Here is a 20,747-nt window from a genome sequence, read left to right as displayed (position 1 = left end):
GCTTTTTTTTATGATTAGATTTTATTAACACAGTTAGTAATAGAGGTTTTTAGCCAAATGGGCAAACTCTTATTCCCATTTACGCTAATATCCGCTATCATTTGCACCATTGAGTAACGAGATGATAGTTATAAGCTTTTTATAGTCATAATATGATTCTGAATGTTAGTTTCCAAAGATTCAGTATATATAGTTTAGTTATCCAAACGCATTTACGTACTATAGAGCGTTGACTTATCATCAGCTTATCCATCAATCAACAAGGCAAGCGTAATAATGCAGCAAGCGATTAACAAATCCGAATTTATTAGTAATTTGAGTGCAAACTGTGACAACATGGCAGATACCGTGGTTGATGACGCAGTGCGTGAAATCTTAAACTTGATGACCCATACTTTAGCCAATGATGGCCGAGTCGAAGTTCGCGGATTCGGTAGTTTTTGTCTACATCACCGCCGTGCCCGTATGGGACGCAATCCTAAGACAGGTGAAAGCGTACCTGTACCGGCTAAAGCGATTCCGCATTTTAAGCCAGGTAAGGCTCTACGCGAAGCAGTAAACGATACGGTAGCAAACGGTTAATTAAACCAGCACCCACTATCGAACCGTCAAAATTTATCATTCCAAACTGAGGTAACTGTCTCATGCGCTTTCTACTATTTGTATTGCTATTCTTGAGCTTTGCCTATTCACTTGGTTTGGTATTGGCAAATAATACTGAGGTCGGAGTCAACCTGCTGTTTTCACAAGCACCTACGATGAATCTAGGGTTGCTACTTATTTTGTGTTTGATGCTAGGTATTGTTATTGGTATTTTACTGGCATTGCTTATCTTTCGTGTGCTACAGAATAAGTGGGAAATCTCACGTCTGCAAAAAGCAAACGCAAACCTGCAAGAGCAATTGACTCAAGCTAATACAGTTATCGATCGTCAAGCAAGCGCGCCAACAGTAGATGAAGCTGTTTATGGTGCTTCTGCTGCCAATGTGCAAAGTCAAAGTAGTGACGCAACTAGCCTAACTGAAGGCTCTACTCTGTCTAAGCGTAGACGAGATTAAGTCGTTAGGTAATCTTTTATGTGATCTGCTAGGTAATAGCTCAAAAATCGCAGTACTGACCTCAAATACAATACTTTGATAACTTCAAAATATATGGTAAAACCATGAATAATGTAATTAACTCTCCAATTGTCGTCGCTCTAGATAATATGACGGTAGAGGCGTCTCTAGCGTTAGCTGACCAGTTAGATCCGTCTCAATGTCGATTGAAAGTCGGTAAAGAGCTGTTTACCCGTTGTGGTCCTGATATCATCAAGGCATTGCATCAACGTGATTTTGAAGTGTTCTTAGACTTAAAATTCCATGACATTCCTAATACTACTGCTCAAGCAGTATTGGCTGCCGCTGAACTTGGTGTCTGGATGGTGAATGTCCATGCTAGCGCAGGTCTAGAAGCCATGTCGTTGGCAAAACAGCGTTTGCTAGATAGAGATCTTGATACCTTACTTATCGCAGTCACTGTATTAACCTCTATGGATAGTGAAGCGTTGATGCAAACAGGCATCACTGATAGCTTAGATACCCAAGTAAGCCGACTAGCACAATTGACCAAGCAAGCTGGTCTTGATGGGGTAGTTTGTTCGGCTCAAGAAGCAAAGGCACTCAAAGCATTATGTGGTCAAGACTTCAAACTGGTAACGCCTGGTATTCGCTTAGCTGAAGACAATGCAGATGATCAAAAACGTATCTGTACACCAAGTCAGGCGCTAATAGACGGTTCTGATTATTTAGTCATTGGCCGTTCGATCACTCAAGCCTCAGACCCTGCTGCTAAACTACAGACAATACTTCAAAGTATTTAAGTTTGAATAGATGTTGAGAAAAAGAGACAGCCTAAATGGCTGTCTTTTTACTTTTTGACGGTATAGAAAAAGCTGCTACACTACTTAAATTTATTCTTACAACCTTTCTAAAATATAATAACTATATTAAAGACGCTCATGTAGCTAAATATCAGTAGTACTGCTATGAGTGTTTATCGCTAATTAGATTTTTAATAATAACGCCACTAAATGATGTTGGATAATATGAAATTACAGATATTGAGTGACTTACATATTGATAGTTATGCACGTCAGTCGCACCCCGTTGGACATATTCCTAAAACTGATGCAGATTTAGTATTAGTAGCAGGAGATACTGCTAATAGCGACAAAGGCATGCCGTGGCTGCAAGAACAAGCGGCGCGCTTAGAAGTTCCCCTGATTACTATCGCTGGTAATCATGAATACTTTGATGAAGACGTATTGAGCTTTGACCATAAACTGGCAACTTGGGATAACTATGATACTGCGTCTAAAAAAGGGGTTCGCGTCTTACAATGTCAGCATATCGATATCGGTGATATACGCCTTTTAGGTTGTACGCTTTGGACCGACTATCAGTATCATGCTAATGAAGACACCATGGCTGCTGCTAGGCATTTTATGCGTGACTACAAGCAGATTTACGCAGGCAATGAGCTGTTTTCGCCTGAAATATCTATGCAGATTCATGCTGAACATCGTCATTGGTTACAGCAAGCTTTGATGGAATCTCATAAACTTGGTAAAAAAACAGTAGTCATGAGTCATCATAGTGTCAGTGCATTATCGGTGTCTGAAAAGTATGCCAATCTACCGAGTAATGCGGCTTTTGTCAGTGACTTGTCAGGATGGATGAATGAGGATTGGGCACCGATGCTTTGGGTACATGGACATACTCATGAAGCATTTGATTATAAACTTGGTAATACGCGAGTGATCGTCAATCCACGAGCCTATCCTAATGAGGTCAGTAGTACTGCACTAGAGTTCGCGTGGGACAAAGTCATTGATATTGGCTAGGACCGTGTGCAAATATCTGGCAAATATTCATTTATTCTAGGTATAGACTCTTTTGAATAAAGCGTTTTTTTTAAAGAGTGCAGAGTATTTATAAGATATATTGCAACTAGATTTGTCTGTGGTTCATTCCTGATAAGAAATCTGCTAGGCTTGCTATCATGAGTAAATATCTAAATAACACCCTGTCCAAAATATCTGCTGACAAGCTTGCGAGTCACACCCCAAGCGCGCCTGCACCTTCGCACCTACCAGATAGTATGATTTCCTCTGTCAGCCTATTGCCTGAAAATAAGCGGTTGATTTTATTTACTAGGCACTCTTTACGCGAGCGTTCTGACGGTAATGGTTTTGCTAGCTATCAGTTGCCGTTGACTCCCAAAGGTCGCATACTGGCAAAGTCTTGGGGTCGGTGGTTATCAGGTCATTTACCATATTCGCTCGACGTCGATAGTATCTCTAGTCCTATTGGGCGTTGTATCGATACCGCGCAGCTGATGCAAGAAGGGGCAGGACTACGGCGTGACATTACGCATCAATCATTGTTAGTTGAGCCTGGCAGTCTCGTCACTGAGCCTGAAATAGCCAATCCTGTGTTCAAAGAAATTGGCGTCCTAAACTTTATCAATCGCTTTTTGCAAGGCAATTTGGAAGGGACCAAAAACACCTATCAAGGCGGTTTGGATATTCTGTCGCTTTTTTATCAGAATCAGCCGCAGCACGGCCATCTGATGCTTGCTGTGAGTCATGACACGTTGTTATCTGCGTTCTTAGCAGTTATGTTCGATGTGGTAGAGATTGATTGGAATGATTGGCCGAAGATGATGGAAGGTGTGTTTTTATGGTTTGATGATAAGCCATTTAATCAAGCGAGCGCGCATTTTATTTGGCGAGGTCAGGTATATACTCGGCCGATTAGTTCATTGTTAGACGGTTATCGTGCAGCTGGTTACCATCCTAGCAAGTTGCTATTGCCGCCAGAAGTGCAGTGGGATTGATGCTTTGTTCAAACATTGAATGAGTTGATATAGCAACTATTCGTTGAATACGTTTTGAATAGGCATAAAAAAACCTTGCCACGGTATTAGAACCAGTGACAAGGTTTTAGTCATTACGCTATAAAAGCGAAATGCGGTCTAATCAATACAAATCTTAAGCTTGTAGGCCTTTGATTGTTTTGTTTAGGCGGCTCTTACGACGAGCAGCTTTATTCTTATGAATAATACCTTTGTCAGCCATACGATCAAGAACTGGTACCGCTTTTTTGTAAGCTTCGGTAGCCGCGTCATAATCTTTAGCTGCGATAGCCGCATCAACACGTTTTAAGTAAGTACGAACCATAGAGCGTTGTGACGCAGAGTTCTGACGACGTTTGGTGTTTTGACGGGCGCGTTTACGAGCTTGTGCAGTATTAGCCACGCGTATCTCCTTGATAAAGATAGATAAAAATATGAATGTTGATTGCAATAATGGGTTTAACAATCATCGGTGACGAGCAGCCGTCTCGTCAAATATGATGTCGATGTCTGATATTAAAGTATCTAATATGAATAGATCATCGTAAGCGTCAGAGCTGTTTGGAATAATTAAACAGCGTTGACGTGTAAAGCCGATTATCTTAGCAAATTATTGAACTAAGGACAATATATTTGATGATTAATGCTCAAAGAAGTTACGTAATATCATCGAATTCGGGTCATTCTAGTAACTAAATCAATAGTAAGCGTTGATAGACGTAGAGGGTTGATAAAATCTCTTACAATATATCCTATATAATAGCGTCAGTTATTGAGGAATTTAGGTATGATATTCTAACGATAGGCCTTGATATAGGTATTTTCTCATCAATATAGTTCATCTAATGTTATATAAGTGGATAGGGTATGCAGCGAAAAGCAATTGTGATTGGCGCAACGGGGTTAGTAGGGCAGCATTTGGTAAAGCAACTGAGTGAGCTTTATGACACATTGATTGTGATTGCCCGCCGCCCGCCACGCTACATTAATGCCAGCATGCGTTTTTATCAAATCAATGATTTTGATAATCTCTCTGAAGTGTTTGCAAGTGTTGGTGCCGATCGAACCACGGACGCTTTTAGTTGTTTGGGTACAACAAAAAAACAAGCTGGTAGTGATGAGGCTTTTCGCAAGGTAGATCGAGACTATAATGTAAATTTTGCCAACTTATGTCGTGATAAGGGGGTAGAAAATTTCTTTTTACTCTCCTCAATGAATGCGGATATTGACAGTCGTTTTTTATACAATCGAGTCAAGGCTGAGACAGAGCAGGCTGTTATGGCGTTAGATTTTGGCCAGCTGGTCGTCTTTCGTCCGTCATTATTGCTTGGTAAGCATAAAGGTCGTCCACTTGAAAGCATTGGCCAAAAAGCCTTTAAACTCATTTCGCCGCTCGTGTCAGAGTCACTATCGTTACATCCTATCTCGGCTAAACGCGTTGCTAGTGCTATGGCCATGAGTGCTCATGATATATATCATCGTAGTAAGTACCGTACTGAACCTCAAATCAAGCATATCGACATTATCGAAAATAAGCAGATGCTAGCGATGACCCGTGTTAAAAAATAAAAGGACAGTTTTTCTAGTGATAGATTCAGTCTTACAACTGGAAAGTTACAGATATCGATTTTTAATTGTGTTAGGACAAGATTGCATTAGAACAAGAATACAAGAGTAAAAAATACAATAACTATTATCAAAGCATCGATAAGTATTGAAAAACCAGTCAGTTGAAACACTAAAATAAGGAGCAGGAGCAATGTCAGCATCGATACAAATGGATAGAGAGAATTTTGTGACTTGTGATCTGTTGGATGCCAATCCTGAGTCACAAGTATGTCTACCAAATATTGAAGGTAAGTCATTCCGTCGTTTTGGCGCAAAAGACAGATTCTGCGGTGAAATCGTGACGGTTAAGTGCTTTGAAGACAATAGCTGTGTCAAATCATTGCTGAATAGCGATGGCAAAGATAAAGACGGCCATGGCAAAGTGTTGGTTGTGGATGGTGGCGGCTCTATGCGCTGTGCATTGCTGGGTGATATGATTGCACAATCGGCTATCGATAATGGCTGGGCTGGGGTTGTTGTATATGGTTGTGTCCGCGATGTTGATGACATGGCAGCGATGGATATTGGTGTGATGGCGCTTGGTTGTATCCCGCGCAAATCAACCCGCCGTGATGAAGGTCAAACGGATATCGAAATTAGTTTTGGTGATTTGACGTTGAATTCGGGTATGTTTGTTTATGCGGATAACAATGGCATCATCGCTAGCGATAAACCACTTATCAGCTGAAGTTTTAGGCTTGGCTTGATTAGTAAAAACGAAAACCTCAGCTGATAAGTTGGGGTTTTTTGTTATGTAACGACAGTTAAAGCGCAATAATCGTTGTTAACCCTCAATCATTAATGAGTAAACTCTTAAGTGACAAACCGTTACGGCATAAGTTTTGGTAATTGCTCAAATATTCGTATAATAGCTTTCTGACTCCTTAACTTTGATCCTACTCTTTATGCCTATTACTGCTTTGACTGACGCGTTTGACCCTATTAACCAGCAGTTGTTTCCTATCCAAAATGCCGAGCGGCGTTGGCTAGCGCCTGTCCATGGTGCGGTCAGCAGTTTATGGTTGGCAAGCTTGGTGCAAACACCTATGTGGAATGTTGCCGAGCGCCTAAAAGTTGTGGTGGCACGTGACCAAAACCAACTCAATCAAATAGAGACTGAGCTGGCATTTTGCGGAGTCGATGCTTATGTATTCCCTGACTGGGAAACGCTAACCTATGATGAGCTATCACCGCATCAAGACATCGTTAGCGAACGCATAAATCTGTTGACGGATATGCCAAAAACGGGCGTGCTACTTATTTCGATACAAGCCCTCATGCATCGCGTCGCACCGCCAAGTTGGTTAATTGGACAGCATTTTGATTTGAGTGTCGGCGATCGTTTTGATATCAATACCCAGCGAGGGCTATTGGCAAAAGCAGGTTATCGCGCGGTTGAAAATGTCTTTGAACCAGGTGAGTTTGCAGTACGTGGCAGTATTATTGATATTTTTGCCATGGGTCAGCCTTTTCCGCTACGTTTAGACTTGTTCGATGATGAAATCGAAACCATTCGCTTTTTTCATCCTCAAACGCAGCGTACATTGACCCCTGACGACCTTAAGGCGATGTTAACGGGCAACGATACCAGTATGGCGAAAGAGTCATTGTCACTACTGCACAAAATGCCAGATATCTCTAAGCCTATCGACCAATTTCAAATCTTGCCTGCAAAAGAGTTTCCGCTTGATGAAGGGCGTGAGACCTTCCGCACGAACTTTGCTGCGATGTTCCCCAATACCAGTAGCCGCAAGTCTGAGCTACATAAAGACGTGATGGCAGGGATTGCAAGTAGTGGATTAGAGTACTATCAGCCGCTATTTTTTGACTTAAAAGACTGGGAAGCAGAGAGTAGCTTATTCTCCTATTTACCAAGCGATGCATTGTTTATCACCGATGAGTTAATCAATGAAAAACAAGCTGATTACTGGTCACAAATCCAGCGTCGCTATGAAGAGCGTAGACATGATATTGATAAGCCTATCGTAGAGCCAGCAATGCTGTATCTATTATCTAACGCGCTTAACGAGCAACTAAACCAGTATCCAAGAGTAATATTAAGTGCTCGTGATGAACTGGCTATGATGAATGATGTGTCAGCGTTGGAAGCTACAGACGCATCACAAATACCATTGCCATCGAGTGTCACTAAACAACAAGGACTAGTGACATTAAGTGCTCAAGAACCGCCACAGTTAGCAGTCAATCATCAAAAGTCTGAACCATTATCTGAATTGCTCGACTTCTTGGATACGCAATCAAAGACTTCAACACCCGTACTAATCGTTGCAGAGACTGCAGGCCGTCGCGAGATTCTCATTGAACTGTTCAAAGGCAAGATTGATATCAAGGCGTACGATAGCTTTGAGGCATTTTTAGCGGCTGATAAAACCAATGCTATTAATAACAGTCATTTGCCGCATGTTGGTTTGACTGTCGCACCACTCGAACGTGGTGTCTATGTGCCTGAGCGCTTGGTGTTGATTAGTGAGACGCAGCTGTTTGGTCGTCAAGTTTTACAGACGCGCCGTCGTCGTCAAAGCGGTGTATCAGAAGAATTCTTGGTCAAGAGCGTCACTGAGATAACAGACGGCAGCCCAGTGGTTCACATCGAGCACGGTATTGGTCGTTATAATGGTTTGATTACCTTAGATGTGGGCGATGGCGAGCAAGAGTTTATCCACTTAAAATATTCTGATGACGCTAGTATCTATGTGCCAGTTGCTAATCTGCAAATGATTAGTCGCTATAGTGGCGGCGATCCGGCCTTAGCACCACTCCATAAGATTGGTAGTGGTAAATGGGATCGAGCCAAGCAAAAAGCATTAGAGCAGATTCATGACGTCGCTGCTGAATTACTCAATATGCAGGCAAGACGTGAGGCCAAAGTTGGAATTCATTTCAAGATAGACCCATCGCAGTATGAGCTATTTGCCAGTCAGTTTGCCTTTGAAGAAACCGCTGACCAAGCTAATGCCATTCATGCGGTTATGGAAGATATGAGACAAAACCAACCGATGGATCGTCTTATTTGCGGTGACGTTGGTTTTGGTAAAACAGAAGTCGCGATGCGAGCAGCGTTTATTGCCGTTAGTGCTGGCTATCAGGTTGCCGTACTTGTGCCTACCACATTGCTTGCTGGTCAGCATGAAGACAATTTCCGCGATCGTTTTGCCGATTGGCCAGTTCGCATTGAAAGCTTATCGCGCTTTGGCGGCAAAAAACATCAAGAAATGGTATTGGCTGATTTGGCTGCTGGCAAAGTGGATATCGTCATTGGTACTCATAAACTGCTACAACCAGATGTGAAATTTGCCAACCTTGGCCTGATGATTGTTGATGAAGAGCATCGCTTTGGAGTGCGTCATAAGGAGCGTATCAAGGCGATTCAGACAGATGTAGATAGTATGTCTATGACCGCGACCCCTATCCCTAGAACGCTTAATATGGCGCTCTCAGGCATGCGTGATATGTCGATTATCGCCACACCGCCTGCCCGTCGTCTTGCCATCAAAACTTTTGTGATGCAAAAGACAGAAGCCTTGATGAAAGAAGCCATATTGCGTGAGCTTCTGCGTGGTGGGCAGGTATATTTGCTACATAATGATGTTGCTAGTATCGAGCGTATGGCAGAGACCATTCGTGACCTAGTGCCAGAAGCAAGAGTAGGAGTAGCTCATGGGCAAATGCAAGAGCGCCAACTTGAGCAGATCATGCAGCAGTTTTATCATAAAAAGTTCAACGTGTTGGTTTGCTCTACCATTATCGAGACGGGTATTGATGTGCCCAATGCCAATACGATCATCATTGAGCGTGCAGATAAGTTTGGTCTTGCGCAATTACATCAGCTGCGTGGTCGAGTAGGACGTAGTCATCATCAAGCGTATTGTTACTTACTAGTGCCTTCCCTTAAAGGACTCAAAGGCGATGCCAAGCGCCGTTTGCATGCGATTGAGCGTGCCAATACGTTAGGTGCAGGCTTTATGTTGGCAAGTGAGGATTTAGAGATTCGCGGTGCAGGGGAGATATTGGGTAAGCAGCAAAGTGGCAATATGCAGGCGATAGGTTTTAGTTTATACATGGATATGCTTGAGCGTGCGACTAAAGCCATTAAAGCTGGCAAGGAGCCTGATTTAAATACGCCGTTGTCGTTGACCAGTGAGATTAATCTACATAGCTCAGCCCTCATTCCAGAGGGGTATCTACATGACGTGCATCAGCGCTTATTGTTCTATAAGCGTATTAGCAATACCGATGATAAAGAGGCATTGACGGATATTCGTACGGAAATGATAGATCGCTTTGGGACATTGCCAGATCAAACCAAGCAGCTATTCGCCATTCATGGATTACGCTTACAAGCAGAGCCGCTCAAGATCAACAAAATCGATGCCAATAGTAGTAGTATGACGCTGGAATTTGCGCCTGATACTCCAGTTGATGCGTTAGCGATTATCAAGTTGATCCAATCAAATGGTCAGCATTATCGTATGAATGGCGCATCTGGTATCCGTTATCAAAATAGCGATAAACTGGCCACACCACAACAGCGCGTGACGGTCATACAAGAACTGCTGCGCTATTTTAGCGAGCATATGGTGACAGAGCCTGCTTAGTATATAGCTGGATATCAAGTAGGTTAGGTAGTCATTCCAAGGCAATAAATCATGGTGCTATTTTATCAACCAGATAACTGATAAAATAGCCAAACTAACTTTTTAACTTTCTGTATTTTATTTGCATTAAACAACAAGAGAACCGTCATTATGTTCCAACTTCATCATAAACTTGCTGCTGATAGTTTTTTAGTGGGGGATTTTCCATTATCCACTTGTCGTTTAATCAATGACTGCCAATTTCCTTGGCTGATATTAGTGCCACGCGTATCGGGTATTAAAGAGCTGTATGAGCTGTCTGAAGCAGACCAAACACAGTTTTTACGAGAGTCTAGCTGGTTGTCGAGTCAGCTAGCCAAAACCTTTCAAGCTGATAAAATGAATGTGGCAGCCCTTGGTAATCAAGTACCACAGCTTCATTTTCATCATATTGTCCGCTATCAGAATGATATGCAATGGCCCAATCCAGTATGGGGGGTTCCTGCGATACCTTATACTAAAGAAGTATTGGCGCAAATGCAGCAAACATTGATGATGGCGCTACGTGGTCATCACCAAATGCCGTTTGATTGGCAAATGTAATTATTATTCCAATCTGTCTTTAATAAGAATAGATTAAATTTAAATTCAATATGTAAAAAGAGAGGCTAGATACGTAAATGTATCTGGCCTCTCTTTTTATTTAAATTTGAATAAAAACTGTAAAGGAGGGAATAAACTAGACAAAAGGTCGCCTCGTAGTCATCAGTAACCTTGCTTAAACTTATTTCGAAAGTATAATATATTATTAGATATATCTTATGATAAATCGTCATAAGGACAAATAACGTACATATGTTAGTGTAGTATGCCTTTGTCTCTCAGATAGCTCACCTTATTCAAGTGAATCTCATATGACCTTCTCAGAGACATTTAAACCAATGACACCGTTAAAGGACACTGGGACATGTCATTTTGACTATCCAGAAGTGTTCGTGTTAATACTGACGGTTGTTTTGCGGGCTATATACTACGACTTCCGCTCTATCTCAATGGCACTATTGGTTATTATCACATTGCCAAGCCTCATGATCCTGATATACAACTACCGACGTCAGACCAGCTTTTGGACGTCTAACATCGTTATTATTCTATTATCGGTTGTCATTGGCTCACTACAATGCTGTACGGTCATATCAATCAGTTTGGCTGCTTTGATTGGTGTACGTATCATTCTTAGCCGACCTGAGAATCACCTCAGACTGTTATCCGTATCTGCCGTGACGATCATTGTATTTTATTATGTCAGCACAGTCTTAAATGCGAATAGTATGGACTTTGATGAAGGTCTATTACCATTGATAGTAATGGTGGCAAGTTTAGGCGTTATTTTGTACCAGTTCTGGCGTATCTATCAGCAACATATTATTTTTAAAGCACGTGCCCATCAGGCTAGTGGACGCCTAAGCACGATGGTATCAGTGATCAATAAGCTTACCCGTTTTGTACCACCACAAATTTGGGAACCTATTGTCAAATCGGATAGCCCTGTTAGGGTTTCTAATAAACGCGCAAAAATAACTATCATGTTTTCAGATATTGTCGGCTTTACCGAGCTGTCTGATAGTCTAAGCTCTGACAACTTGGCAGACATCCTCAATACTTATATGCATTGTATGACGTCAATCGCTGATAAACATGGTGCAGTGCTTGATAAGTTCATCGGCGATGGTATGGTGTGTTTCTTTGGTGAACCGAATAGCCGTGGCTCGCGTCAAGATGCACTAGATTGTGCGGCAATGGCAATTGATATGCGCCGAGAAATGCGTACCTTACGCCAGAAATGGCGGCTAATGGGGTTTGAAGGCTTATATATACGTGTTGGTATCACCACTGGCTACTGTCACGTTGGTAATTTTGGTAGTAATAGTCGACTAAGCTATACCATCATTGGCAAAGAAGCCAACCTAGCCTCTAGGCTTGAGTCCTGTGCGGGCAAAGATCAGATATTGGTCAGTGAAAGCACTTACGATTATATATGCCATAACTATGAATGCGAGCACGTTGCCGCATTTTGTTTGAAGGGTATTGATGAAAAGGTCGATGCATGGCAAGTACTTGACCCTAGTGCCAGTACAGGTCATCTGTCTAAATGGGTCGATCACACATTGCCTGGTTTCAATTTGCATTTGAATTTTAAAGATATGAAAGACAATGATTATCAAGATATTAGAGCTCGTTTAAATTTTGCGCTAGAACGCATCGAGCAAGAGGAAGAAAAAGTAGTAAAGGGCATAGCTGCAGAAAGTAAGCGTGAAGATGCCAATCGTAAATAAGCGTTTCAAGCTTAATATATTAAAGTCATATATAGAAAAAGGCCAGCTATCACATAGCTGGCCTTTTTTAATCTTAACTAGGAAGTATTATCAGTGTTTAATGGTTTTCTTTAGCATGATTGAGGGTATATTTAGGAACTTCGATGGTCAAGTCTTCATCATCAAGCATGACCTGACAAGATAAACGTGAATCAGGCTCTAGTCCCCAAGCACGATCAAGCAGATCCGCTTCGATATCATCCATCTCATCCAAACTGTTGAAACCCTTGCGTACTACAACATGGCATGTGGTACAAGCTTTTGACATCTCACAGGCATGCTCAATTTTAATGCCTTTTTCTAATAGTGCTTTGCATAAGTTTTCACCAGCTTGTAGCTCAACTTCTGCGCCTTCAGGGCAAATTTCGTGATGGGGTAGTACGGTAACTTTTGGCATAAATTATCTGTCCGATGCTAATCAATTTAAAAAATATTAGAAGTTAGCTTAACGTGTCAGTTAAGCTATATATGTCGATGTATTTATTACCAGTCTTTGGCACTAGTACCTGCCATACTGGTCTTGACGCTTTGATTCATAATACGTGTAGCAAATGCATCACTATGTGGCTTGAGCTGTGCTTGTTGCGTTTCAATAAGCGCTAGGTCATCAGTGCTAAGAGAATTACGTAGCGCTTGTATATGCTCTGCTAGTGACTGTTGTTCTTCGACAGAGAGTAATGACGCAAATTCGTTAAGTGCCGACTCTAGGGCAAGTACTTCACGTTCCGCTTCTACTTTTGTCTCAATCAAAGAACGTGCATTTTTATCTTCTTCTGCGTGTTTAAACCCTGCAATCAGCAACTGTTCTTTCTGCTCATCTGATAGACCATAAGAAGGCACGATTTCGATTTTGCTTTCTGTTTTGGTCGTAGTTTCTTGTGCACTGACAGTAAGCTGACCGTTAGCGTCGATGCTAAAGGTAACTTCGATACGAGCAAACCCAGCTTTCATTGGCGGGATGCCATACAGCTCAAAACGTCCAAGTGAGCGACAGTTTTCTACCGTCTCGCGCTCACCTTGCACCACATGAATCACCATGCCTGTTTGACCATCTTGATACGTGGTAAACACTTGACGTTTCTTCACAGGAATAGGTGTATTGCGTGGGATGAGCACTTCGACCAAACCGCCCATGGTTTCAAGACCTAATGATAATGGCGTCACATCCAATAATAACAAATTATTATCACTATCCCCGTTAACCAATTGATGAGCAGTCTGGGCAGCGCCTAAGGCAACAACCTCATCTGGATTCAGACGGCAAAGTGGCTGCTTAGCAAAAAACTCAGTCACGACTTGCTGTACGGCAGGCATACGAGTCGAGCCGCCCACTAAGATAACTTCATCTAGATCTGTAGTCGACAGCTTGGCATCGCGTAGGACTTGTTCGCACACACTTAGCGTACGGCGACTAACAGGCTCTACGATAGTTAGTACATCTGTACGGCTTAATACGCCTTGATAAGATTGATCATTGACAGTGACATTGATGTCCACTTGCTCAGCGTCAGTCAATGCTTGTTTATAAGCCTTGGCTTGTTGAGCTAGTATTGATTTGTCGTGCAAGCTTACGTCTTTTGGGTCGATATTTAATTGTTTAATCATCCAATTGGTAATAAGGCGATCGATATCATCACCACCTAGTGCGCTATTACCACCAGTTGCCAATACTTCAAAGACACCATCTGTAAGCTTTAAGATAGAGACATCAAAAGTACCACCGCCCAAATCATAGATTAAGTAATAGCTCTCTTTTTTACTGTCTTCTGATGATTGGTCAAGACCATAAGCAACCGCTGCCGCCGTTGGTTCATTCAACAAGCGAAGTACATTGATACCCGCTGCTTGAGCGGCATCTTTGGTTGCTTGACGCTGTGCTTCATCAAAATAAGCGGGAACCGTAATCACGGCACCTTCAATGCTATCTGCAGGTAGGGCACTCGCTGCACGTTGCTCAAGAGCGGCTAAGATACGCGCCGATACTGCAACAGGAGAAACCTCGCCTTGAGCAGTTACGAAGGCGGGCATATCGTCTTTGTTACCAGACAGCTCATAAGGATGAGAAAATTTGATATCAGCTTGACTACGACCCATAAAACGCTTAGCCGAGACGATCGTATTTTTTGGATCATCCGCTAAATGAGCTAGGGCATCATAGCCGACCAATGGCGTACCAGTCGCTGGATAATAAACTACCGACGGTAATAATGTATCTGTCGCTGCGCCTGCCTCTAAGACTTGTGCCTTACCTGAACGCACCACAGCAACCAACGAGCGTGTAGTACCAAGGTCAATGCCCAAGCCAAATTTATGTTGATGAGGTTGAGCGCTTTGATTGGGTTCAGCAATTTGCATTAAAGACATAAGGATAACTCAGAGATAAAATGAATAAGTGAAATGGAGCAAATATAGCATATGCAGTACGAGAGCTTAACGTCGGTAATCTCATTCCATAAAGAAGATAGATTCTGACAGTTTAATGCGCTTAGACTCAAAGATTATACGGTATCACGGTCACTATTTTAACCAAATATATAGAATTTAGCTTGTTAGTGAGAGCCATAACCACAGATGTTTAGACGTATAAGTCATCGTCATCTGAATGCGATGAATTTGCAACATCATCAAGCCCCGTCGTCACATCAGCATCTAGCTTAACTAAAAATTTTAGCTTCTGTGTCGCATCAATCGCTGTTTGCCAATCTTGATTTTGATAAGCATTATTAAAGCGCTCAGATTGATTTGCTAGACGCTCTGTAATTTGAGGGTGTAATTGCTGCAAGGCTGACAGATCTTTGTCTTCGATAGCATCATCTAGATCCATACGCATCTGCATCGCATCTTCTAAAAAGTCCAAGTCTGCGATTGAGTGCTCTATATTTTGTGCTTGATCCGCCATGTCTAATAAATAACCAGCACGGCTATCAGGAGCGCTTAGTGTTTGATACGCTTGATTGATTAAAGCCGACGCTTTTTCAGACTGCAACTGTGCTTGAACCATATCAGCCTGATTTTTAGCAACATTATCAGGATGAAAGCGTTTCTGCAGCAATCGCAAACGTTGCTCTAGACTGCTTTGATTGATTTCAAATTGTACAGGCTGCTCAAATAGGGCAAAGAAGTTATCAAACTGTGGTTCTGAAATAATATCTGTCATAATCTGATGCCTTGCTTTTTTATTTATTTTGAAGTCATGACCTAGCTAAGAATACTGAATCGCTTGGCTACCTAACTAAATTAGCCATTTTTCATAGCGATAGCAGAGATACTGCACTGTTCTTATGAAAGCTTGCTGAAGCACAAATCTATTAGTTTTCAGCCATTGAAAAATTAAACTGTAAACGACTCACCGCAACCACATTCACCTTTTTGGTTAGGGTTGGTGAATTTAAAGCCTTCGTTTAAACCTTCTTTTTCGTAATCCATCAACAGGCCGTCTAAATATACGAGGCTTTTAGGATCAATGAAAATGCTAACACCGCGACTTTCATAACGCGTGTCGTTTTCATCAGGGGTATCTACAAACTCTAAAACGTAAGCTAAGCCTGAGCAACCCGCCGTACGGATACCAACTCGAATGCCTTCGCCTTTGCCGCGATTGTCCAAAAAGTCTCGAACATGCTGAGCGGCGCGTTCTGTCATTTCAATCATGCCAACTCCCATTGACTATTAATCATAAATATCAATAAAAAAATCTAGATAAACTGACAATCAGAATTACAAGATTGCCAAAACAATAGGCTTGCGACTATTAGAAAACAAAAGGTGACAATTACATAAGTGTCATTGTCACCTCTTTAGCGTCAGTAGCGATTATACATTGCTACTTTAGCGTTGCTAGTACAACGTAGCGCATACGCTAGCAGGCTTAGCCTAGATTAAATCGCAGCTTCTTCTGCTGGAGCTGCTACGCCATGCTTACCTTTATAGTCGCTAATAGCGGCTTTAATAGCGTCTTCTGCAAGTACAGAGCAATGCACTTTTACTGGTGGTAATGCTAGCTCTTGAGCGATATCATTGTTTTTGATTTCGCCAGCTTGATCCAAGCTTTTGCCTTTTAGCCACTCAGTAACAAGTGAGCTTGAAGCAATCGCTGAACCGCAGCCATAAGTCTTGAAACGTGCATCTTCAATAATACCATTATCGTCGACTTGGATTTGTAGACGCATCACATCGCCACATGCTGGGGCACCGACCATGCCGGTACCAACGTTTTTGGCGTTTTTATCAAGATTACCAACGTTGCGTGGGTTTTCGTAATGATCAATAACTTGGTCACTATAGGCCATGGGGTTTTCTCCTAGTTAGATGATGAGTAGTCGTTTATCAACTTTAAGTGTCTAACTACTCATCGATAATTGGGGTCAAACGCTTAATTTAATTGTCTGATCAATTGTTTAATAAATATATATTGCTAGCTATACTAAAAAGCTATATTAGAAATTAATGCTCAGCCCACTCGACTGAGTTTAAATCAACACCTTCTTGGTACATATCCCAAAGTGGTGATAGAGCACGTAGTTTATCAACGGCTTCATGCATCTGTTTGATAACAGTATCGATGTCTTCATCAGTAGTATAACGGCCGAAGCTAAAGCGGATTGAGCTATGTGCCAATTCATCTGGGCGACCAATAGCACGTAGTACATACGATGGCTCAAGCGTCGCTGACGTACAGGCTGAACCTGATGATACAGCTAAGTCTTTAAGTGACATCATCAATGACTCGCCTTCAACGAAGTTAAAGCTGATGTTTACAATATTTGGTACGCTATTCTCAAGATCACCGTTTAAGTAAATCTCTTCGATATCTTGTAGGCCATCCCAAAGCTTTTGACGTAGTTTGGCTGCATGTGCATGGTCGGCTTCATAGCTTTCATTAGCTAAAGCAAATGCTGCGCCTAGACCAACGATCTGATGCGTTGGTAAAGTACCTGAACGCATACCGCGCTCATGACCACCGCCATGTTGCTCAGCTTTCAAGCGGATACGTGGCTTACGACGAACAAACAATGCGCCGATACCTTTAGGGCCGTATGCTTTATGACCTGAGAAGCTCATCAAATCAATTTTCATTTCTTCAAGATTGATTTTTACTTTACCAACAGACTGTGCGCCATCAACATGGAAAACCACACCAGCTTCGCGAGTGATTTCACCAATCGCTGCAACATCAGTAATAGTACCAAGCTCATTGTTCACCATCATAAGTGATACTAAAATCGTATCATCACGTAGTGCTTCTTTTACTTGCTCTGGCAGGATAAGACCTGTGCTTGGCTGTGGCTCAAGATACGTAATTTCAAAACCTTCTTGCTCAAGCTCGCGGCAGGTATCTAATACAGCTTTGTGCTCAATTTTACTGGTAATGATATGTTTGCCACGAGACTGATAAAAATGTGCTGCACCTTTAATGGCTAGGTTGTCAGACTCAGTTGCACCAGAAGTAAAGACGATTTCGCGTGGATCAGCGTTGATAACTTCAGCAACTTGACCACGAGCAGTTTCTACTGCTTCTTCCGCTTGCCAGCCGTAACCATGTGAGCGTGAAGCTGGGTTACCAAAGACACCATCTACAGTCAAATACTCGCTCATTTTAGCAGCTACTGATTTAGCAACTGGGGTAGTGGCGGCATAATCTAAGTATATAAGGTTGTTATGTTGGCTCATGCTGGGTTTGCCTCGCTGTTCGATAGAGTAATAGTATTAATGTCTTTTATGGAAATATCTTTTGTAGAGGTGTGCTGACGCTCTGAGACTGACTGCACGTTTTCCATATCTAATAATTGCGCTAATGTTATATTTTTCAAGTACTGTTCGATATGGTTTGATAGTGCACACCACAGATCGTGAGTTAGGCACATTGTACCACCTTGACAGTCACCACGTCCTTCACATTGCATCGCGTTCACTGACTCATCAACCGCAGATATGATGCTCATCACATCTATCTCATTCAATGGTTTAGCTAGGTGATAACCACCTGCAGCACCGCGAATACTCGTGACAAGGCCGCGTTTGCGGAGCTTAGAAAATAACTGTTCAAGATACGAGATTGAAATCGATTGCCGTTTGGCGATATCGGATAATGATACAGCACTGTCTTGTTGGCTGGTCTGTAATGCCAAATCTAATAATGCGGTAACAGCGTATCTGCCCCGAGTAGTCAAACGCATGTGTTATCTCCAAACTTAATGTCATTTATGTTTAACAACGATCTTAGCCAAAGGTTTAAATCAGCGCTCATAAGATAAAAAGAGCAACCAATAATACGTCAGCTAAGTTTTGTCTTATCGTTATTGAACAACAGATGATTAACCCGATGTGTGCAACGATTGAGGTAATTATACTTAATCCCGAGTAATTTAGTCAAGATTAAAGTGTGGTTCAATGGTTAATCAAGCTTATTGCTGTAATTGATAAAAACAATGATGTTTAGAAGAGATATATGAGTGAGACATAAGCAGCTTTATTTGTCTGCTCAGATACATTTAACGAAGTAAAAAATAAGCGTTCAATATCTATAGAAGACATTGAACGCTTATTTATAGGTAATTCAGCGAACCAAAACTAATTCATTAATAGTGCGATGACTGAGCCGATCATAATGACGAGGGCAACAACAGTGACAATCATCAACGTCTTTTGTTTGCTCTGTAATTCTTTTACGGTTGTTTCAAGTTCACGGTTTTTAATGGTCAGGGTATTAATCTGTGTTTGCTGTTCTTTAATACGAAGTTTATAGTTATTCTTTTTTTCTTCCAAATCAGCTTCTGTAGGTTTGGTTTTGGCTTTACCACCCTTTATCTTTTTAATCAGCCCCTGAATCAAGCTGCCAAGCCCAAGTTGCATAATAAACTGTTTGATCAGTTGTACTTGAATCGACTCACCGCGCATCTGTAGCTTTTCAGTGGTTTCGCTATCATGAGTGGTGATGGCGTTGATAACTTGAATGCTATAGGCATTGATAACCACGTCAGGCTCACTACGACCAATCGGCAGCTGGGCATCTAGTAACACGCCTTTGGTACTAAAGGTGGCAAATACTTCTACATGCGGTAAATACAGGCGAAGCGCCACCACGGTGCCTTGCTTAGCAAGCGGATAAGCGGCTTTACGCAATTCAGGATCCAAACGTAACAGTAATGTCAGCGCCGACTCGATAAATACTAAAATGATATTAAGAAAAGAGTGAGACAACGTAGAACGCTTCATGTAAGTAATCCGTTTTTTATTTAGCAAGTTTTAGATATTGAGCAAACAGAAGTCTGTATTTGCCCAAGACTTGCAGTGATATTTTGCTTATAGTAACGTCTTTATAATAAAAAGTAACGCTAGTTTCTGTAGTGGCTAAACTATTACATTACAATTTAGCAGTCAATAAAGACACTCTTATTTATGACCAGTAATATACAAACTTAATGCATAGCAATGCACAGACGGCAATTGACAAATCTGTCAAAGCGTAGAAAATAGGAAAGCCAATCGTCTCAGTTATGCAGAGCCACTTATATATAAATTCCTAACGCTTTGCGTAACATTAGGTGTCAAATACGTAGTGTAGAGCACAAAAATATGTAAAATCGCTTGCGCTCCTTATGCTGCCTTGATATAAAGACGATAACAAAGAAGAACCTGTTAATGCGCCAGTTAGGTAGTTTTTATTGCGTAAGCACCATGAGAGCGTTACAATACTTGGCGTGAGCATTTATTACCCCCTTAAACTTGAAGGAAATTTTATGAATAAGTCAGAATTAATTGATAGCATCGCAGACAAAAGTGGTCTAAATAAAACCCAAGCTGGTGATGCACTAAACGCTGTTATGGAAAGTGTTGGCGAAGCGCTAGAAGCTGGCGATAGCATCTCATTAGTTGGTTTTGGTACTTTCAGTGTAAAAGATCGCAAAGCACGCACTGGTCGTAACCCTAAGACTGGCGAAGAGCTAAGCATTCCAGCAAGCAAAGTACCAAGCTTCAAAGCTGGTAAAAACTTAAAAGAGCGCTTGAACTAAGCCGATTTTTTAAGCGTAAAACGATAGTCGGTGGTCTATAGCTGAGGTAATGAGCTAGCCATCGAAGAGAGCACCTAATATTTAGGTGCTTTTTTTATCGCTATAGTTTGTATCATGCGTCGTGAATATTTTGAGTCTGCATGAAAAATCACGTATCATAGGGCGCGCGATAGGTGTGTCATTTCAGTCAGATTTCTTTAGTAAATTTTGTTTTTTACTATAAAATGCATACGCTCTTACTCTTACCATTGCGAGCTTAG

At 41.7% G+C, this 20,747-nt stretch carries 20 protein-coding genes; 11 read left to right on the top strand and 9 right to left on the bottom strand.

Features of this window, described 5'->3' with window-relative positions; translation table 11 throughout:
* Positions 1-276: 276 nt before the first annotated feature.
* The 5 genes from JMX96_RS02075 (at position 277) to JMX96_RS02055 (ending at position 3,879) form a co-directional block, all read left to right on the top strand.
* On the top strand, positions 277-582 hold the full coding sequence (locus JMX96_RS02075; protein ID WP_057759195.1) for an integration host factor subunit beta: 306 nt from the start codon (positions 277-279) through the stop codon (positions 580-582).
* Positions 583-644: 62 nt separating this feature from the next.
* Positions 645-1,058, top strand: coding sequence for a lipopolysaccharide assembly protein LapA domain-containing protein (locus tag JMX96_RS02070; protein ID WP_201566988.1), 414 nt, complete (start codon positions 645-647; stop codon positions 1,056-1,058).
* 104 nt (positions 1,059-1,162) lie between these two features.
* Positions 1,163-1,861 carry an orotidine-5'-phosphate decarboxylase gene (gene pyrF / locus JMX96_RS02065; RefSeq protein WP_201566986.1) on the top strand — a complete coding sequence of 233 codons (699 nt, stop codon included), beginning with the start codon at positions 1,163-1,165 and terminating at the stop codon, positions 1,859-1,861.
* 225 nt (positions 1,862-2,086) lie between these two features.
* Entirely contained in the window at positions 2,087-2,884 is a 798-nt protein-coding gene (locus JMX96_RS02060; protein ID WP_227676852.1) for a metallophosphoesterase, read from the top strand.
* Between the two features lie 158 nt (positions 2,885-3,042).
* Entirely contained in the window at positions 3,043-3,879 is an 837-nt protein-coding gene (locus JMX96_RS02055; RefSeq protein WP_201566983.1) for a histidine phosphatase family protein, read from the top strand.
* 154 nt (positions 3,880-4,033) lie between these two features.
* On the opposite strand, the gene rpsT is transcribed toward JMX96_RS02055, so the two are convergent.
* Positions 4,034-4,300 (bottom strand): 30S ribosomal protein S20, encoded by a 267-nt coding sequence (gene rpsT, locus JMX96_RS02050; protein ID WP_010200097.1) that lies wholly within the window; start codon positions 4,298-4,300, stop codon positions 4,034-4,036.
* Between the two features lie 464 nt (positions 4,301-4,764).
* Between rpsT and JMX96_RS02045 the strand changes: the two genes are divergently transcribed.
* From JMX96_RS02045 to JMX96_RS02025, 5 genes are all read left to right on the top strand, one after another.
* Complete coding sequence (locus tag JMX96_RS02045) at positions 4,765-5,466, top strand: NAD-dependent epimerase/dehydratase family protein (RefSeq protein WP_201566982.1); 702 nt, start codon at positions 4,765-4,767, stop codon at positions 5,464-5,466.
* Positions 5,467-5,674: 208 nt separating this feature from the next.
* Complete coding sequence (gene rraA / locus JMX96_RS02040) at positions 5,675-6,193, top strand: ribonuclease E activity regulator RraA (RefSeq protein WP_201567241.1); 519 nt, start codon at positions 5,675-5,677, stop codon at positions 6,191-6,193.
* A 217-nt stretch (positions 6,194-6,410) separates the two neighbouring features.
* Positions 6,411-10,121 (top strand): transcription-repair coupling factor, encoded by a 3,711-nt coding sequence (mfd, locus tag JMX96_RS02035; RefSeq protein ID WP_201566981.1) that lies wholly within the window; start codon positions 6,411-6,413, stop codon positions 10,119-10,121.
* 150 nt (positions 10,122-10,271) lie between these two features.
* On the top strand, positions 10,272-10,703 hold the full coding sequence (locus JMX96_RS02030; RefSeq protein ID WP_045445060.1) for an HIT domain-containing protein: 432 nt from the start codon (positions 10,272-10,274) through the stop codon (positions 10,701-10,703).
* A gap of 311 nt (positions 10,704-11,014) precedes the next feature.
* Entirely contained in the window at positions 11,015-12,436 is a 1,422-nt protein-coding gene (locus tag JMX96_RS02025) for an adenylate/guanylate cyclase domain-containing protein (protein WP_201566980.1), read from the top strand.
* A gap of 97 nt (positions 12,437-12,533) precedes the next feature.
* Here JMX96_RS02025 and fdx read toward each other — a convergent pair whose 3' ends face one another.
* From fdx to JMX96_RS01985, 8 genes are all read right to left on the bottom strand, one after another.
* Positions 12,534-12,872, bottom strand: a complete 339-nt coding sequence (gene fdx, locus JMX96_RS02020; protein ID WP_101206134.1) for an ISC system 2Fe-2S type ferredoxin — start codon at positions 12,870-12,872, stop codon at positions 12,534-12,536.
* 86 nt (positions 12,873-12,958) lie between these two features.
* Positions 12,959-14,839 carry a Fe-S protein assembly chaperone HscA gene (gene hscA / locus JMX96_RS02015; RefSeq protein WP_201566979.1) on the bottom strand — a complete coding sequence of 627 codons (1,881 nt, stop codon included), beginning with the start codon at positions 14,837-14,839 and terminating at the stop codon, positions 12,959-12,961.
* Between the two features lie 211 nt (positions 14,840-15,050).
* On the bottom strand, positions 15,051-15,632 hold the full coding sequence (gene hscB, locus JMX96_RS02010) for a Fe-S protein assembly co-chaperone HscB (protein WP_201566978.1): 582 nt from the start codon (positions 15,630-15,632) through the stop codon (positions 15,051-15,053).
* Positions 15,633-15,805: 173 nt separating this feature from the next.
* Positions 15,806-16,126 (bottom strand): iron-sulfur cluster assembly protein IscA, encoded by a 321-nt coding sequence (iscA, locus tag JMX96_RS02005; protein WP_021814983.1) that lies wholly within the window; start codon positions 16,124-16,126, stop codon positions 15,806-15,808.
* Positions 16,127-16,353: 227 nt separating this feature from the next.
* Positions 16,354-16,764, bottom strand: coding sequence for a Fe-S cluster assembly scaffold IscU (iscU, locus tag JMX96_RS02000; protein WP_057759218.1), 411 nt, complete (start codon positions 16,762-16,764; stop codon positions 16,354-16,356).
* 154 nt (positions 16,765-16,918) lie between these two features.
* Positions 16,919-18,145, bottom strand: a complete 1,227-nt coding sequence (locus JMX96_RS01995) for an IscS subfamily cysteine desulfurase (RefSeq protein WP_057759220.1) — start codon at positions 18,143-18,145, stop codon at positions 16,919-16,921.
* Positions 18,142-18,651, bottom strand: a complete 510-nt coding sequence (locus JMX96_RS01990) for an Rrf2 family transcriptional regulator (protein ID WP_057759222.1) — start codon at positions 18,649-18,651, stop codon at positions 18,142-18,144. Before JMX96_RS01990 ends, JMX96_RS01995 begins: the two co-directional genes overlap by 4 nt.
* Before the next feature lie 394 nt (positions 18,652-19,045).
* Complete coding sequence (locus tag JMX96_RS01985) at positions 19,046-19,690, bottom strand: hypothetical protein (RefSeq protein ID WP_201566976.1); 645 nt, start codon at positions 19,688-19,690, stop codon at positions 19,046-19,048.
* Between the two features lie 524 nt (positions 19,691-20,214).
* Between JMX96_RS01985 and JMX96_RS01980 the strand changes: the two genes are divergently transcribed.
* Entirely contained in the window at positions 20,215-20,487 is a 273-nt protein-coding gene (locus tag JMX96_RS01980; protein ID WP_045445077.1) for an HU family DNA-binding protein, read from the top strand.
* The last annotated feature ends 260 nt before the right edge of the window (positions 20,488-20,747 follow it).

Origin of the sequence: Psychrobacter sp. JCM 18900 (assembly GCF_904846625.1) — a bacterium.
Taxonomy (GTDB): domain Bacteria; phylum Pseudomonadota; class Gammaproteobacteria; order Pseudomonadales; family Moraxellaceae; genus Psychrobacter.
Note: the sequence above shows the minus strand (reverse complement) of the source record. Positions and strands in the feature narration are given on the sequence as shown.

Excerpts from the sequence above, each read along its gene's own strand:
- iscU (WP_057759218.1), bottom strand. The coding sequence starts at position 16,764 with ATGGCCTATAGTGACCAAGTTATTGATCATTACGAAAACCCACGCAAC.
- iscA (WP_021814983.1), bottom strand. The coding sequence starts at position 16,126 with ATGATTGAAATGACAGAACGCGCCGCTCAGCATGTTCGAGACTTTTTG.
- mfd (WP_201566981.1), top strand. The coding sequence starts at position 6,411 with ATGCCTATTACTGCTTTGACTGACGCGTTTGACCCTATTAACCAGCAG.
- JMX96_RS01990 (WP_057759222.1), bottom strand. The coding sequence starts at position 18,651 with ATGCGTTTGACTACTCGGGGCAGATACGCTGTTACCGCATTATTAGAT.
- JMX96_RS02045 (WP_201566982.1), top strand. The coding sequence starts at position 4,765 with ATGCAGCGAAAAGCAATTGTGATTGGCGCAACGGGGTTAGTAGGGCAG.
- JMX96_RS02070 (WP_201566988.1), top strand. The coding sequence starts at position 645 with ATGCGCTTTCTACTATTTGTATTGCTATTCTTGAGCTTTGCCTATTCA.
- JMX96_RS01995 (WP_057759220.1), bottom strand. The coding sequence starts at position 18,145 with ATGAGCCAACATAACAACCTTATATACTTAGATTATGCCGCCACTACC.
- JMX96_RS02055 (WP_201566983.1), top strand. The coding sequence starts at position 3,043 with ATGAGTAAATATCTAAATAACACCCTGTCCAAAATATCTGCTGACAAG.
- rraA (WP_201567241.1), top strand. The coding sequence starts at position 5,675 with ATGGATAGAGAGAATTTTGTGACTTGTGATCTGTTGGATGCCAATCCT.
- JMX96_RS01980 (WP_045445077.1), top strand. The coding sequence starts at position 20,215 with ATGAATAAGTCAGAATTAATTGATAGCATCGCAGACAAAAGTGGTCTA.
- hscA (WP_201566979.1), bottom strand. The coding sequence starts at position 14,839 with ATGTCTTTAATGCAAATTGCTGAACCCAATCAAAGCGCTCAACCTCAT.
- JMX96_RS01985 (WP_201566976.1), bottom strand. The coding sequence starts at position 19,690 with ATGAAGCGTTCTACGTTGTCTCACTCTTTTCTTAATATCATTTTAGTA.
- JMX96_RS02025 (WP_201566980.1), top strand. The coding sequence starts at position 11,015 with ATGACCTTCTCAGAGACATTTAAACCAATGACACCGTTAAAGGACACT.
- JMX96_RS02075 (WP_057759195.1), top strand. The coding sequence starts at position 277 with ATGCAGCAAGCGATTAACAAATCCGAATTTATTAGTAATTTGAGTGCA.
- pyrF (WP_201566986.1), top strand. The coding sequence starts at position 1,163 with ATGAATAATGTAATTAACTCTCCAATTGTCGTCGCTCTAGATAATATG.
- hscB (WP_201566978.1), bottom strand. The coding sequence starts at position 15,632 with ATGACAGATATTATTTCAGAACCACAGTTTGATAACTTCTTTGCCCTA.
- JMX96_RS02030 (WP_045445060.1), top strand. The coding sequence starts at position 10,272 with ATGTTCCAACTTCATCATAAACTTGCTGCTGATAGTTTTTTAGTGGGG.
- fdx (WP_101206134.1), bottom strand. The coding sequence starts at position 12,872 with ATGCCAAAAGTTACCGTACTACCCCATCACGAAATTTGCCCTGAAGGC.
- JMX96_RS02060 (WP_227676852.1), top strand. The coding sequence starts at position 2,087 with ATGAAATTACAGATATTGAGTGACTTACATATTGATAGTTATGCACGT.